This window comes from Streptomyces sp. WAC00040, assembly GCF_056835925.1.
The window spans coordinates 2,521,628-2,535,802 of sequence record NZ_JAKQZE010000001.1 but is presented as its reverse complement, the minus strand read 5'-3'; the positions used below and the strand labels follow the sequence as shown (position 1 = coordinate 2,535,802).

The window sequence follows — 14,175 nt, the reverse complement described above, 5'->3', positions numbered from 1 at the left end:
GGGGCTGAGGTAATCCACCCATGAAGATCCACAAGTACGACACCGTCATCGTCGGCGCCGGCGGCGCCGGCATGCGCGCCGCCATCGAGGCGACGAAGCGCAGCCGCACCGCCGTGCTCACGAAGCTCTACCCCACCCGCTCCCACACGGGCGCCGCGCAGGGCGGCATGGCCGCCGCGCTGGCCAACGTGGAAGAGGACAACTGGGAGTGGCACACCTTCGACACGGTCAAGGGCGGTGACTACCTGGTCGACCAGGATGCCGCGGAGATCCTGGCGAAGGAGGCCATCGACGCCGTCCTCGACCTGGAGAAGATGGGTCTGCCGTTCAACCGGACCCCGGACGGCACCATCGACCAGCGCCGCTTCGGCGGCCACTCCCGCAACCACGGCGAGGCCCCGGTCCGCCGGTCCTGCTACGCCGCGGACCGCACCGGTCACATGATCCTCCAGACGCTGTACCAGAACTGCGTCAAGGAGGGCGTCGAGTTCTTCAACGAGTTCTACGTCCTGGACCAGCTGATCACCGAGGTCGACGGCGTCAAGAAGTCCGCCGGTGTGGTGGCCTACGAGCTGGCTACCGGCGAGATCCACGTCTTCCAGGCGAAGGCCGTGATCTACGCGTCCGGCGGCACCGGCAAGTTCTTCAAGGTGACCTCCAACGCGCACACCCTGACCGGTGACGGCCAGGCCGCCTGCTACCGGCGCGGCCTGCCGCTGGAGGACATGGAGTTCTTCCAGTTCCACCCGACGGGCATCTGGCGCATGGGCATCCTGCTGACGGAGGGCGCCCGCGGTGAGGGCGGCATCCTCCGCAACAAGGACGGCGAGCGCTTCATGGAGAAGTACGCGCCGGTCATGAAGGACCTCGCGTCCCGTGACGTCGTCTCCCGCTCCATCTACACGGAGATCCGCGAGGGCCGCGGCTGCGGTCCCGAGGGCGACCACGTCTACCTCGACCTCACGCACCTGCCGCCGGAGCAGCTGGACGCCAAGCTCCCGGACATCACCGAGTTCGCGCGTACCTACCTCGGCATCGAGCCCTACACGGACCCGATCCCGATCCAGCCGACCGCGCACTACGCCATGGGCGGCATCCCGACCAACGTCGAGGGTGAGGTCCTGCGCGACAACACCACCGTCGTCCCGGGCCTGTACGCCGCCGGCGAGGTCGCCTGCGTGTCGGTCCACGGTGCCAACCGCCTGGGCACCAACTCGCTGCTGGACATCAACGTCTTCGGCAAGCGCGCCGGTATCGCCGCCGCCGAGTACTCCGCGAAGTCCGACTACGTCGACCTTCCGGAGGACCCCGCGTCGTTCGTCGCCGAGCAGGTCGAGCGGCTCCGCAACTCCACCGGTTCCGAGCGGGTCTCCGTGCTCCGCAAGGAGCTCCAGGAGACGATGGACGCCAACGTGATGGTGTTCCGCACCGAGCAGACGATCAAGACGGCCGTCGAGAAGATCGCCGAGCTGCGCGAGCGCTACCTCAACGTGTCCATCCAGGACAAGGGCAAGCGGTTCAACACGGACCTGCTGGAGGCCATCGAGCTGGGCAACCTGCTCGACCTGGCCGAGGTCATGGCCGTCTCCGCGCTGGCCCGCAAGGAGTCCCGCGGCGGTCACTACCGCGAGGACTTCCCGAACCGCGACGACGTCAACTTCATGCGCCACACCATGGCGTACCGCGAGGTGGGCGACGACGGCACCCAGTCGATCCGTCTCGACTACAAGCCGGTCGTCCAGACCCGCTACCAGCCGATGGAGCGTAAGTACTGATGACTGCCCCGACCCTGGAGAAGCGGGAAGCCGGCTTCGCCGACTCCCCGTACATCACCGCCACCTTCCGGATCCGCCGCTTCAACCCCGAGGTGTCGGAGCACGCGGTCTGGGAGGACTTCCAGATCGAGATCGACCCCAAGGAGCGCGTCCTCGACGCCCTCCACAAGATCAAGTGGGAGCTCGACGGCTCGCTCACCTTCCGCCGCTCGTGCGCGCACGGCATCTGCGGCTCCGACGCGATGCGGATCAACGGCAAGAACAGGCTCGCCTGCAAGACGCTGATCAAGGACATCAACCCGGAGAAGCCCATCACGGTCGAGGCCATAAAGGGCCTGACGGTCCTCAAGGACCTGGTCGTGGACATGGAGCCGTTCTTCCAGGCGTACCGCGACGTGATGCCGTTCCTGATCACGAAGGGCAACGAGCCCACGCGTGAGCGTCTGCAGTCCGCGGAGGACCGCGAGCGTTTCGACGACACCACCAAGTGCATCCTGTGCGCCGCATGCACGTCCTCGTGCCCGGTGTTCTGGAACGACGGCCAGTACTTCGGCCCGGCCGCGATCGTCAACGCGCACCGCTTCATCTTCGACTCGCGTGACGAGGCCGGAGAGCAGCGTCTGGAGATCCTCAACGACAAGGACGGCGTGTGGCGTTGCCGCACCACGTTCAACTGCACGGACGCCTGCCCGCGCGGTATCGAGGTCACCAAGGCGATCCAGGAAGTCAAGCGCGCCCTGATCACGCGCCGCTTCTGACACATCCTCACCACGCGAGGGCCCGCTCCCCCCGGGGACGCGGGCCCTGTCGTGTCCGTACGGGTACCGGCGCGGACTTCACCCCCGGGGGCCGCACCTGGCAGGATCAGGGGACGTCTGACCTGACGCAGTGGGACGGGAAGCGGGGACGAGAACATGAGCACGCCGAATCCGTACAGGGACGGGGAGCCCGAGTACCAGTGGGGGCCCAGCCAGCCGCCCGGCAGCACGCCTGCCTACGGCTACCCCAACGCCGCACCTGGGTACGGCTACCCGCAGGACCCGGCGCCGGGCTACTCGCAGACACAGCCCGCGGGAGTCCCGGTGCCGTACTCGGGCCCTCCCGCTCCGACGGGCGGCGCGCCGCTGGTGTCGATCGGGGACATCACGGTGATGGGTGACTCGATCGTCACTCCCGCCGGCACGATGCCGCTCAAGGGCTCGGTGTGGAACGCGACGGACATGTCGCGCACCGAGGAGAAGATCCCGACGCACGCGATCGTGCTCGCGATCGTCTTCTTCATCTTCTGTCTGCTGGGGCTGCTGTTCCTGCTGATGAAGGAGAAGACCACCACGGGCTTCATCCAGGTCACGGTGACCAGCGGCGGCAAGCACCACTCGACGATGATCCCGGCCCAGGGCCCGGAGACGTTCCAGATGGTGATGGGGCAGATCAACTACGCGCGCTCGCTGAGCACCATGTAGTCACGGCCGTCACGACGCGAGGGACCGCCGGAACTGACGCAGTGTCGCCGGGTGACCGACACGGTCCGCCGGCAGCGTCGGCTCCGCGCGCCCTTCGCCGCCCTCCGTGTGCAGCGAGCGCCCGAACCGCGGCTCCCACGACCGCCTTGACCGGTGGCCGTGGGGAGCGGCGGGCGCCGCGCGCAGCACCAGGGCGTGCCGGCGCTCCTCGGGCATGGCCCGCAGGCAGGCCGCCACGCCGTGCTCCGCTTCCGCAGGCGAAGGGCATCGGCGTCGTCACAGCTGGCTCAGGATGGTGGGATCGGTGATCTCCGTGTCCCGGGCCAGGAGCATCGCCTTGCTGAGGATCACGGAGATCATCCGGTCGCCCTCGAACGGCAGACGCCCCGGGTCCGCCGCAGCGGCGCCCGCCTGGGGGACGATGCACAGATAGCGCTCGTACGGGTCGACGAGGACGTTCCCGGAGCCGAGGTGGACGCGGTACTCGTGGCGGTCGCCCCGGACGCGGAGGAAGCGGCCGTCGACCGTGCAGCGGTCGGCGATCGCGAGCCTGGGCACAAGGCGGGTCAGCAGGTCCCTGCGTGTCGCGGCCGTCTCCGAGAGCTCCCCGAAGCCGTAGGACGTCCAGTAGTCGCGGTGTCGGCCGCCCGGGCCGCCGTCCTGCCAGGAAGGGTCGTTGCCGATGGATGCCACGCCCACGAACAGGTCGACGTCCCGGAGCACTTCGGAGAGGACGAGGTCCGGTATCTCCGTGAGCGGGACCGGTCCGTGCGCCTCGGCGCTGTGGGAGCGGCCGAGGTCGGGGCGGTAGTCGCCGCCTCCGGCGTGCGCGCGGTTGACCGGGGCGCCGAGCCGGTGGAAGCGCACCTGGTCGGTGGAGATCCTGGTGTACGCGCCGGCCCCCGTGAGGTCGCCGTCCTCCCGGCCGGCGACGCCTTCGACCCAGAACTCCGCGCGCAGGCCCCACTCGGGCAGTTCGCGGCAGGCGGGCGGGTAGCTGTCGTCGACGCACAGCCGGAGCCGGGCGGTCCATCCGCGCGCCGCCGCCAGGGCGTTGAACTGGTGCTGGCGCAGCACATGGCCCGCGAAGCGGTTCGAGTACGTCCCGGTGGCGCGCTCGGCGTCGGTGAGCGGGTAGACCTCGCGGTGGGCCTGTTTGAAGGGCTGCGTGACCTGCTTCGCCTCCAGCCACTCTCGCCAGGCGGCGACTTCCGCGGCAGGCCTGCCGACCGGGTGCCACAACTCCACGGGTGCGGTGCCCGTGACGCACATCGGGTCGCCGTCGAGGGTGCGCGGATCGGTGCCGTCGAAGGCGACGGGTGTGCCGCCGACCAGCCAGACGAGGCGGCGGGCGACCGTGCCGGCGAGCGGATGGTCAAGCAGTCGCTCGCGCCAGGCCTGGTAGGTCCAGCTCCTGCGGGCCAGGAACTGCCGGTCGAGCCGCTCCGAGCAGGCCGTGAGCATCTTGTCGATGTCCTTGACGGCGGCGCGCAGCGCCTTCACCTCGTCGGGGAAGTCGCGCCGCACGGCGGCCGGTGGTGACTTGAGTTCCTTGCCCGCGGCCGTCCGCCAGGTGAGCACCGCCCTGCCGCCGTGGACGCCGAGCACGGCGGTGGTGTCGCCGAGCGGCTGTTCGCCGCGGCCCACTTCGGTCAGGCCGTAGGCGGGGACGGCCAGTTCCTCGACGTCCTCGCGCCGCAGACCCGTCGCCTCCGCGCGGGCGTCGAGCGCCGCGCCGAGTTGCTTGAGCGTGCCTTTGTAGGTGACCTTGACGGAGAGTCTGGCCAGCTCCGCGAGTGCCGCCTCGCCCGTGGCCGCCGACAGGGCGGTGACGCCCGCGCCCGCGATCTTCGGAGCCCGTGGGCCGACGCCGGGGACCTTGCGCAGGGCCGTCTCCACGAGGGCGCCGAGTGCACGGGTGAGATCCGGCGAAGGCGGCAACTGCGCGGCGAGCCAGGCGGCGCCGCGGAGGGCGTCGGTGTTGCACGGGTCGAACAAGGCGTTGTGGTCGGGCCATCCCGGCCGCGTGTACAGCGTGAGGGTGCGGGGAGCGGCTGCCAGCCGGAGCCAGCCCAGCACCGCCCGCTGGAGTTCGCCGGGCCCGATCTCGTCGATCAGGGCGGCCGCGGCCCGCTGCCACTTGGCTGTCGGCCGGGCCGATGTCGCGGTACGCAGGTGTTTCAGCAGCCGTCTTCCGGCGTCCCCGAGACGCCCGGCGTCCGCGAGGGCCTGGTCCGCCCATGCCTCTCCGGGGTTGAGGAGAGGGTCCTCGATGGCCTTGAGCAGCACGGCCAGTTCGGGCGAGTGGGCGTAGGTGTCGGTCATCGTGCGCCGCAGGAGGGCGACGAACGGGCCGGGCAGGCCGCGTCCCGCGTCCAGTTCGCCCCGGGCCAGGGAGACCAGCTCGGCGTAGGTGTGCAGGGAGTAGGCGGAGCCCAGTTCTTCGATGCGCCGGAGCCGTTCGACGCTGAACTCTTCCTCGGGCAGGCCGCGGCCGGCGATCCCGGCGAGGGTCATCACCACGCCGCGCACCTGTTCGGTGTCCCCGCCCTCCTGGTGGCGGAGGACAAGGGCATCGGCGAGACGTCTGCGCCGGTCGGTGTCCAGATCGCCGATCAGCTGCGGGATCCGTGCCCGCTCGCCGTCCCAGCGGTTGCCGGCGAGGGTGCCGATCCGCACCAGGTCCCGGGCAAGCCCTGCCATGTCGCCGTCCGCGATGCGGGTCTCGACCCGGCGCACGGCGTCAAGGTCCCGTGTCGTCGTCGCCATCAGCCACCTACCAGCGGGACGAGCCGGAGGAAGGTGACCTCCGTGGAAGCGGTGAGCGCCACGCGCTCGTCGAGGTCGGTGAGCTGGCGGTCCCCGACGAGCACGAGAAAGCCGTTGCTCCCGAAGGCAGCGAGGGCGCGCTCGTACGCCTCCTGGGCGCCCTCGGCCGTCTCCTGGAAGACCCGGCGACGGATCAGCTCGCGCAGGGCCAGACGCTCTTCCGCGACGGGCAGCCCCAGGGCGCCCCGCCGGTCACCCGATGTCGTCTCGTCGACGAAGGTCACCATTGCCATGGCCGAACAGTAGGACGCCCGACTGACAGTCAGGTCCCGAGGGGTGTGTCGAGCGGGGAGACCGGACGTTCGAAGAACGTCTCCAGCGAGACCGTCGCCTGGGTGCCGCTGACGCCTTCGATCGCGTACAGCCGGCGCAGCACGTCCTGGAGTTGTTCGGTGGTGGCGGTGCGCACCTTCACCAGCACGGAGGCGTTGCCCGCGATGACGTGGGCCTCCTGGATCTCGGGGATCGCGGCGAACGCTTCCGCGGACTCGCCCATCCAGGCGGATGACTCGACCATCACGAACGCCAGGACTCCGCGGCCCAGGGCCGCCGGGTCCACCTCGACCGTGGTGCGGCGGATGACGCCGCGTTCCCGCAGTTTCCGTACGCGTTCGTGCGCGGCGCCGGCGGACAGGCCGACCGCCTTGCCGAGGGCCGCGTAGGCCGAAGTGGCGTCCTCCTGGAGGAGGGTGATGAGTTCACGGTCGACGGCGTCCATGGTTGGCGACCATAGCGCCCTCCGGCTCACCCTTGGCGGTTCGGAGTCCTCCCCTGCCGGGCTGATGACGTCCCGGCTGAGCCGGTGGCCGATCGGCGACCTCCCGGACGACCGCGGGCCCGTCGTCTGCGGCGGGCCCGCGGTCCGCGGGTCTATCGGCCGGCGTGTTCGGCGAGGAATCCGGTGATGAGAGGGGTGACCTCCGCGGGCCGTTCCAGGCTGGGCAGATGCCGGGCCCAGGGCAGTTCGACGTGGCGGGCGCCGGGGATCAGAGCCGGCAGGCCGGCCGCGATCTGCCGGAAGTCCTCCACGTCGTGCGCGCCGGAGACAGCGAGGCAGGGCGCGTCGATGCGGGAGAGGTCGGGCTCGGGCGGCTGAGCAGGTCCCGCCTCGGCCTCTCCGGCGCCTTCTGCGGGCTCCGCGTCCGCAAACTCCTTCTCGGCGGCCAGTTGTACGTCAAAGGCGTGCCGCTGCATCTTCCGCACGGCTTCGCGTGTCTCGTCGTCGGCCTCGGATCCGAGCCAGGTGGAGACGTTCAGTTCGACGGCCGCCTCGACGTCACCGGCCTCGAGCAGGGCGTCCTCCTGCCGGCCGAAGGCCCTGAGCTGCGGGCCCGGTGACCGGCCCGGCTGCCCGGCGCAGAGCAGTACGAGCGCAGCGGCCGTCTCCGGCCTGCGCGCGGCCACCTCCAGGGCGACCTCGCCACCGTAGGACGACCCGATCAGGGCGGCCCGGCGTATGCCGAGGGTGTCGAGGAGTGCGAGGACGTCGTCGGCGTCGCTGTAGGGGCCTGTTTCCGCAGGCGTTTCGCCGAATCCCCGGAAGTCGCAGCGCACCACCTCGTACCCGGTGTCCGTGAGCGACCGCCACTGGAAGTCCCACATCCGCCGGTCGCACACGCCCGAGTGCAGGAGTACGACGGTGGGGCCTTGGCCGGTCCGGTCGAAAGAGATCGTCATGGTGCCTGACCTTAAGGGTGCCGGCCGCATGCGGCTCACATTTTCCACGACGGCTTGAACATGTTCAAAAGGAGGTCTACAGTCATGACCGCCAGCTTTTGAACATGTTCAAGGGAGGGTGGGGCATGGACCTCACTGTTGTCACGTACGTCGCCTACCTGCTGATCAGCGTCGGCCTCACCGTCTGGGTCGCACGCACCCTCAGCAAGAACGGCCGGATATTCCTCGCCGACGTACTCAAGGGGAACGAGAAGCTGGCAGAGGCCGTCAACCACCTTCTGGTGGTCGGCTTCTACCTGGTGAACCTCGGCTTCGTGGCGCTCTACCTCAGGACGGCCGACGCGATCGAGGAGACCCGCGGTCTCCTGGAAGCCCTGTCCGTCAAGATCGGTGTCGTCCTGCTCGTCCTCGGTGTCATGCACCTCGGCAACGTCTACGTCCTCAACAAGATCCGCCGTCGGGGAGTGATGGAGGCCCGGCAGACGCCGCCGGTCGGCCCCCAGGGGTGGACCCAGCAGGCACCCGCGGGCCCGTGGACCCCGCCGGCCCCCGGCCGGGCCGGAGCGTGACACCGATGAGCCTCGCCGTCCGGGCACTGACCGTCCTGTACGACGCCGACTGCTCCCTCTGCGTGCACCTGCGGAGCTGGCTGCTGCGGCAGCCCCAGCTCGTGCCGCTCCGGTTCGTGCCCGCCGGGTCGAACGCGGCGCACCGCGCCTATCCGCAGCTCGACCACGCCCGCACGATGCGCGAGATCACCGTCATCGGCGACCGCGGCCAGGTCTACTCGGGCCAGGCGGCATGGATCGTGTGCCTGTGGGCACTGGCCGAGCACCGGCCCAGGGCCCACTGGCTCGCCACCCCGGCCGGCGCTCCGTTCGTGCGCGTCACGATGCTCGCGGCGGCCAAGTACCGCGAGATGACGGGGGCGGGGCCGGGCGCCGCTCCCTGCGACGACCGGTGCTCCGCACCCGGCTAGGCTCGGACACCGTGACTGAAGCGAACGATCCGGCCGACACGAGGGCCCCCAAGAGCGAGCAGACCCGGACGCTCATCCTCGAGACCGCGCTCCGGCTCTTCCAGGAGCGCGGCTACGACAAGACGACGATGCGGGCCATCGCCAAGGAGGCCGGGGTCTCGGTAGGGAACGCGTACTACTACTTCGGCTCCAAGGAACACCTCGTCCAAGGCTTCTACGACCGGATCGCCGCAGAGCACCAGGCGGCGGTCCGGCCCGTGCTGGACAAGGAGACGGATCTCGAGTCGCGGATGGCGGGAGTGCTGACCGCGTGGCTGGACATCGCCGCGCCTTACCACGAGTTCGCGGCCCAGTTCTTCAAGAACGCGGCCGACCCGGAGAGCCCGCTCAGCCCCTTCTCCCCCGAGTCGGAGCACGCCCGCGAGGCCGCCATCGACGTCCACCGGGAGGTACTGGCCGGGTCGAAGTCGAAGGTGGCGGAGGAGCTGAGGGACGTCCTGCCCGAGTTGATGTGGCTCTCCCAGATGGGACTGGTCCTGTACTGGGTCTTCGACCGTTCCGAGGGAAGCGAGCGCAGCAGGCGGTTGGCCGAGCGCGGTGCGCGGCTGACGGCCCGGGGTGTGGCCCTGGCCCGTTTCCGCGTGCTGCGCCCGCTCGTCCGCGAAGTGCACGAGCTGTTCACGGACTTCCTCCCCGGCATGGCGGAGACCGTGGCGGCGCGCAAGAAGGACTGACCCGCCCGAAGGCGGGAGTCTCCTACGCCTGACGCGACGCCAGCTCCACGACGGTGATGTCCGAGGACGCCCCGACGCGCACCGGAGGGCCCCAGGCGCCCGCACCCCGGGTCACGTACAGCTGGGTGTCGCCGTAGCGTTCCAGGCCGGCCACGGTGGGGTTGGCCAGTGCCGCCAGATGATTGCCGGGCCACAGCTGGCCGCCGTGCGTATGACCGGACAGCTGGAGGTCCACGCCCTGCTCGACGGCGTCGTGGATGACGACGGGCTGGTGGGCGAGGAGCACGGCGGCGCGGGCGCGGTCCCGGTCGCCGAGGGCCTTCACGAAGTCGGGACCCTGTCCCTCGTCCTCGCCGGCCAGGTCGTCGACGCCGGCCAGGTCGAAGCCGCCGGCGATCTCGACGCGTTCGTTGCGCAGGGGGCGCAGGCCGAGTTCCCGGACGTGGTCGACCCACTCGTCGGCCCCGGAGAAGTACTCGTGGTTGCCGGTCACGAAGAACGATCCGTGGCGGGAGCGCAGCCGGGCGAGCGGCTCGGCCGCGGTCCCGAGGTCGGCCACCGACCCGTCGACGAGATCGCCGACGACGGCGACCAGGTCGGGCTGGGTGGCGTTGATGGAGTCGACGATGCGCTGCGTGTGGGACCGGCCCAGCGTCGGCCCGAGGTGGATGTCGCTGACGACGGCGATACGGAAGCCGTGCGCCGCCCGTGGGAGCTTCGCCAGCGGAACGGTCACACGCTTGACGCGCGGTCCTCGGAGCACGCCGTAGGTGCCCTACCCGACGGTTCCGAGCGCGGCGGTGGCGGCCGCGCCGCCGACGATGCGGGACACGAACAGCCGCCGCGACACGCCCGTGGCGGGGCGTGCGTCGTCCCCGGCACCGGCGGTGGTGTCCGTGGCCCCGTGGGGTGCCGCAGGGCCGCCGCTGCCGGTGTCCGCCTCCGTGCCGGTGCCGGTGTCTGTTTCGGCTTCTGGGTCTGTTTCTGCATCTGTGGCCGACGGCTGCGCCGAAGGGGCGCTGTCGACGGCGACCGCCGCCGCGCGGCCGTGACCCGCCCCGGCCTCCTCTGCCTTCCCGCCAACAGCGGCACCGGCGCCGGCAGGACGCAGCCCGTCCCCTGCTGTCCCCGAGGCCTGTGCCGCGGCTGTGGCACCGGACGGCTCCGAGGGCTCGCCGTTCTCGTCCGGGCCGCCCGCGGCAGCGCGGTCCCGGCGGTCCAGCACCCTGGCCAGCACGGGGCGTACCGCCTCACCGGCCACCAGCGCCAGGACCAGGTACAGCAGAACCGCCAGCCAGAGGTAGCCCGGCCAGGCCAGCACCTGCTCCAGCCAGAAAGGCGCACCGACGCGCCCCGAGGTCAGGGCGGCGAAGGACAGCAAGGGCAGCACCCAGATCGCCGCCGTACCGAGCCGGCGGGCGAGCCCACCCGGAGCGGTCGTGTCGCGGACGAGCCGCCGCCACACGTACCAGTGCACCCCGGCGAGCAGGGAGACCACCAGAATGATCACGAGCACGACAACTGCCGCCACGATCAGATCCCCGTTCCCTGACCGCGCTCACGGCGCGAAGCGCGCACGCCGCGCAACCCGATGACCCCGATGACCGTCCCCAGAACAAAGGACGTAACGGCGAGCAGCAGATGGACCCAGAAGTAACCGGTGGGGTCACCCGCGTCGTCGAAGGCGAGCCCGCTGCCGTCCTTCCACAGGTTCTTGACGAAAGTGATCCAGATGAACCAGCTCCACACCCCGAATGCGAGCAGGAACCAGGAGACGGAGCGGCTGAGCTTCATAAAGCAAGTATCGCGGCCGTCCGCCGACCGGGTTGTTCGGGGTGGGCTGTCCTGGCGTCAGTTCCGGACGAACAGCGGGCCGATCTCCATATTTTCAGACCGGCCCTGTACGTTCTCGTCCGTGTCTGCTCTGAAAACCACCGCGCGAAGGACCGCGTTGACGGGCCTGGCCGCCGCCCTGATGTCCGCGATGACCGCTGCTCCGGCCTTCGCGGCCACGCAGGAAACCAATCCGGAGCGGAAGAAGCCGAAGCCGCCGGCGGTCATGTCCTCGGTCGGCGGCTCCCTGCTGGCCAAACCGGGTACACAGGTCCGGCTCGGCCCCGGCGCGCCCGTCCTCCCCAAGGACGTCAGCGGCAGGTCCTGGATCGTCGCGGACGCCGAGAGCGGGGAGGTGCTCGCATCGCACAACGCGCACTGGCGGCTGCCCCCGGCCTCGACCATGAAGATGCTCTTCGCGGACACGCTGCTGCCGCGGCTGCCGAAGACCACCGTCCACAAGGTCGCCCCCGAGGAGCTCGCCGACGTAGGCGCCGGCAGCAGCCTCGTCGGGATCAAGGAGAACCACACCTACTCGGTCCACGACCTGTGGCTCGGCGTCTTCCTGCGTTCCGGCAACGACGCCGTCCATGTCCTGTCGGCGATGAACGGGGGTGTCGGCCGCACGGTCGCGGACATGCAGGCGCACGCGGAGGAGCTCCAGGCACTCGACACCAAGGTCGTCTCACCCGACGGCTACGACGCCCCCGGACAGGTGTCGTCCGCCTACGACCTCACGCTGATCGCCCGCAGCGGCATGCAGAAGAAGGACTTCCGGGAGTACTGCTCCACGGTGAGCGCCGACTTCCCCGGCGAGCAGAAGAAGGGCAAGAAGCGCGGCACCTTCAAGATCGAGAACACCAACCGGCTGCTCACGGGAGCGAGCGGCATCAGCCCGTACAAGGGCATCGCGGGCGTGAAGAACGGAAGCACCACACACGCCGGCTCGACCTTCACCGGTGTCGCGGAGCGCAACGGCAAGGTGCTGCTCGTCACCGTCATGAACCCGGACTCGGGCGAGAGCCAGGCCGTCTACAAGGAGGCGGGCAGGCTCCTGGACTGGGGCTTCGCGGCGGCCGGCAAGGTGCAGCCGGTGGGTGAGCTGGTCCCCCCGAAGTCGGCGGAGCCTGCGGCGTCCCTCGACCCGCAGCCCGTCAAGAACGACGGGGGCAAGGACGAGGCCGCCGACCCGGTCGCCGCCTCGCAGACCGGCTCGAGCGGAATCGGCGTCGCGCTGAGCGTCGTCGGCGCCGTGCTGGCAGGTCTCGGGGCCGCGATGTTCCTGATCAAGCGCCGGTGGCCGCTGCCGGACCGGGTGCGTCGCGCGCCTCGTCCGTAGCGGGCCGGCCGGGCTCCTCCTTGCTCGGCGTCGCCGTCCAGGCGGCGCAGAACAACAGCAGCTTGGCGGTGAAGTTGATCCACAGCAGCAGGGCGATCGGCACGCCGAACGCGCCGTACATGCTCCGCGAGGCGACCCCGCTGATGTAGCCGCCGAGCAGCAGCTTGAGCAGTTCGAGACCGACCGCGCCGATCAGCGCGGCCACGAACAGACGACGGCGCGGCGGCTGGACCCTGGGCAGCAGGGTCAGCACGTAGAGAAGGATCAAGAAGGTCGCCAGCACCCCGACCGCGACGGCGGCGATCTTCAGCAGCACCCCGCCGACGCCGCCCTCGTCGAGGCCGAGCAGCTCGGCGGTCCTGCCGACGGTCATGGAAGCGAGCGCGGAGGCCGCGAACGAGGCGAGGCCGGTGCCGCCGAGACCGGCGAGCACCCCCACGTCCTTGATCTTCCGGACGACCGGGTTGCCGTCGTCCTCGTCGTCGAGCTCCCACACGGCCCGCAGGCACTCCCGCATCGAGCCGACCCAGCCCACACCCGTCAGCAGCAGCAGCGCGCCGGCGACGACCCCCACGGTGCCCGCGTTGGCCACCAGTGCCTGGATGTCGAGCTGGTCGGAGATGCCGGGCACCTGTTCGGCGATCTTGTCGTCGAGCTTGTCCAGCGCCTGCTTGTCGAGCGCGGCGGCGGTGATCGCCGCGGCGAGGGTGATCAGCGGGAAGAGCGCCAGGAAACTCAGGAAGGTGATCGCGGCGGCCAGGCGCGTCCAGTGAACCCTGTCGAGCGTCTCGTACGACCGCCAGGCATGGGTGCGCATCAGCCGCTGCGCGATCGGGCCCACGACGGGAAGCTTGATCAGCCAGTCCATGGGCTACGCCTACCCGCCGTGACGCCACGCAGGCAGGCGGCACGCCGAACCGCGTCGAACGCTACGGCGGTGACCGCCGCGCCGGGTCAGAGGGTGGTGACGTGGTCGTCGACCGGTGCGCCCTGCGGGGGCACACCGGAGATGCCCCCGCCGAAGGCGAAGGTGCTGAGCTTGCGCCACACGGCGTCCGCGCCCTGCTCGTAGAGCGCGAAGGAGGCGCAGGTCCACTCGGCGCCGTACTCGGACAGCTCCTCGTACGCCCGGTCCATCGCCTCCTCGGAGATGCCGTGCGCCACCGTGACGTGCGGGTGATAGGGGAACTGCAGTTCGCGCACCAGCGGCCCGGACGCGTCACGCACCCGCTTCTGCAGCCAGGTGCATGCGGAGCCGCCCTCGACGACCTGGACGAAGACCACGGGCGACAGCGGGCGGAAGGTGCCGGTGCCGGACAGCCGCATCGTGAAGGGCCGGCCGGCGGCGGCGACGGAAGCGAGGTGCGCCTCCACCGCGGGAAGCAGCGACGAGTCGACCTCGGTGGGCGGCAGCAGGGTGACGTGAGTCGGAATGCCGTGCGCAGCGGGATCACCGAAGCCCGCGCGCCGCTCCTGGAGCAGGCTGCCGTAGGGCTCCGGGACCGCGATCGAAACGCCGAGCGTTACGGTCCCCACGTCGTTCTCC

General features: G+C 70.5%; 15 protein-coding genes and 1 pseudogene. 7 read left to right on the top strand and 9 right to left on the bottom strand.

Going from position 1 to position 14,175, the window contains the following annotated elements; translation table 11 throughout:
• Positions 1-20: 20 nt before the first annotated feature.
• From sdhA to MDN94_RS11675, 3 genes are all read left to right on the top strand, one after another.
• The gene (sdhA, locus tag MDN94_RS11685; RefSeq protein ID WP_482725748.1) at positions 21-1,775 is read left to right on the top strand and encodes a succinate dehydrogenase flavoprotein subunit; all 1,755 of its coding nucleotides are present in this window, start codon (positions 21-23) and stop codon (positions 1,773-1,775) included.
• Positions 1,775-2,533: a succinate dehydrogenase iron-sulfur subunit gene (locus MDN94_RS11680; RefSeq protein WP_441263805.1), complete on the top strand. Its 759-nt coding sequence runs from the start codon at positions 1,775-1,777 to the stop codon at positions 2,531-2,533. The genes sdhA and MDN94_RS11680 overlap by 1 nt, the downstream gene beginning before the upstream one ends.
• A 156-nt stretch (positions 2,534-2,689) precedes the next feature.
• A complete protein-coding gene (locus MDN94_RS11675; RefSeq protein WP_482725747.1) occupies positions 2,690-3,238 on the top strand; it encodes a hypothetical protein in 549 nt (182 codons plus the stop codon).
• A 9-nt stretch (positions 3,239-3,247) separates the two neighbouring features.
• Here the strand turns inward: MDN94_RS11675 and MDN94_RS11670 are convergent, their stop codons facing one another.
• The 5 genes from MDN94_RS11670 to MDN94_RS11650 all read right to left on the bottom strand — a co-directional run bounded on the left by MDN94_RS11670 (position 3,248) and on the right by MDN94_RS11650 (position 7,744).
• Positions 3,248-3,475 (bottom strand): hypothetical protein, encoded by a 228-nt coding sequence (locus MDN94_RS11670; protein ID WP_482725746.1) that lies wholly within the window; start codon positions 3,473-3,475, stop codon positions 3,248-3,250.
• A 39-nt stretch (positions 3,476-3,514) separates the two neighbouring features.
• Positions 3,515-6,007, bottom strand: coding sequence for a DUF4132 domain-containing protein (locus MDN94_RS11665; RefSeq protein ID WP_482725745.1), 2,493 nt, complete (start codon positions 6,005-6,007; stop codon positions 3,515-3,517).
• Complete coding sequence (locus tag MDN94_RS11660) at positions 6,007-6,300, bottom strand: hypothetical protein (RefSeq protein ID WP_482725744.1); 294 nt, start codon at positions 6,298-6,300, stop codon at positions 6,007-6,009. The genes MDN94_RS11665 and MDN94_RS11660 overlap by 1 nt, the downstream gene beginning before the upstream one ends.
• Before the next feature lie 29 nt (positions 6,301-6,329).
• On the bottom strand, positions 6,330-6,785 hold the full coding sequence (locus MDN94_RS11655; RefSeq protein WP_482725743.1) for an Lrp/AsnC family transcriptional regulator: 456 nt from the start codon (positions 6,783-6,785) through the stop codon (positions 6,330-6,332).
• Positions 6,786-6,937: 152 nt separating this feature from the next.
• Positions 6,938-7,744, bottom strand: coding sequence for an alpha/beta fold hydrolase (locus tag MDN94_RS11650; protein ID WP_482725742.1), 807 nt, complete (start codon positions 7,742-7,744; stop codon positions 6,938-6,940).
• Positions 7,745-7,869: 125 nt separating this feature from the next.
• Here MDN94_RS11650 and MDN94_RS11645 point away from each other — a divergent pair, with 125 nt between their 5' ends.
• Genes MDN94_RS11645 through MDN94_RS11635 form a run of 3 tightly spaced genes read left to right on the top strand, consistent with a single transcriptional unit; the run spans position 7,870 to position 9,457 of the window.
• A complete protein-coding gene (locus tag MDN94_RS11645) occupies positions 7,870-8,313 on the top strand; it encodes a hypothetical protein (protein WP_482725741.1) in 444 nt (147 codons plus the stop codon).
• Positions 8,314-8,318: 5 nt separating this feature from the next.
• Positions 8,319-8,723, top strand: coding sequence for a thiol-disulfide oxidoreductase DCC family protein (locus MDN94_RS11640; protein ID WP_482725740.1), 405 nt, complete (start codon positions 8,319-8,321; stop codon positions 8,721-8,723).
• Positions 8,724-8,734: 11 nt separating this feature from the next.
• Positions 8,735-9,457, top strand: a complete 723-nt coding sequence (locus tag MDN94_RS11635; RefSeq protein WP_189466671.1) for a TetR/AcrR family transcriptional regulator — start codon at positions 8,735-8,737, stop codon at positions 9,455-9,457.
• Positions 9,458-9,479: 22 nt separating this feature from the next.
• On the opposite strand, the pseudogene MDN94_RS11630 reads toward MDN94_RS11635, so the two are convergent.
• Positions 9,480-10,988: pseudogene (locus MDN94_RS11630) on the bottom strand (metallophosphoesterase).
• Between the two features lie 2 nt (positions 10,989-10,990).
• Positions 10,991-11,251 carry an SCO4848 family membrane protein gene (locus tag MDN94_RS11625; protein WP_482725739.1) on the bottom strand — a complete coding sequence of 87 codons (261 nt, stop codon included), beginning with the start codon at positions 11,249-11,251 and terminating at the stop codon, positions 10,991-10,993.
• A 181-nt stretch (positions 11,252-11,432) separates the two neighbouring features.
• Between MDN94_RS11625 and MDN94_RS11620 the strand changes: the two genes are divergently transcribed.
• Positions 11,433-12,629, top strand: coding sequence for a D-alanyl-D-alanine carboxypeptidase family protein (locus MDN94_RS11620; protein ID WP_482727057.1), 1,197 nt, complete (start codon positions 11,433-11,435; stop codon positions 12,627-12,629).
• On the opposite strand, the gene MDN94_RS11615 is transcribed toward MDN94_RS11620, so the two are convergent.
• Entirely contained in the window at positions 12,577-13,497 is a 921-nt protein-coding gene (locus MDN94_RS11615) for a YihY/virulence factor BrkB family protein (protein WP_482725738.1), read from the bottom strand. The two genes, MDN94_RS11620 and MDN94_RS11615, sit on opposite strands and share 53 nt — an antisense overlap.
• Positions 13,498-13,583: 86 nt before the next feature.
• A complete protein-coding gene (locus MDN94_RS11610) occupies positions 13,584-14,165 on the bottom strand; it encodes a 2'-5' RNA ligase family protein (protein ID WP_307707890.1) in 582 nt (193 codons plus the stop codon).
• Positions 14,166-14,175 lie beyond the last annotated feature (10 nt).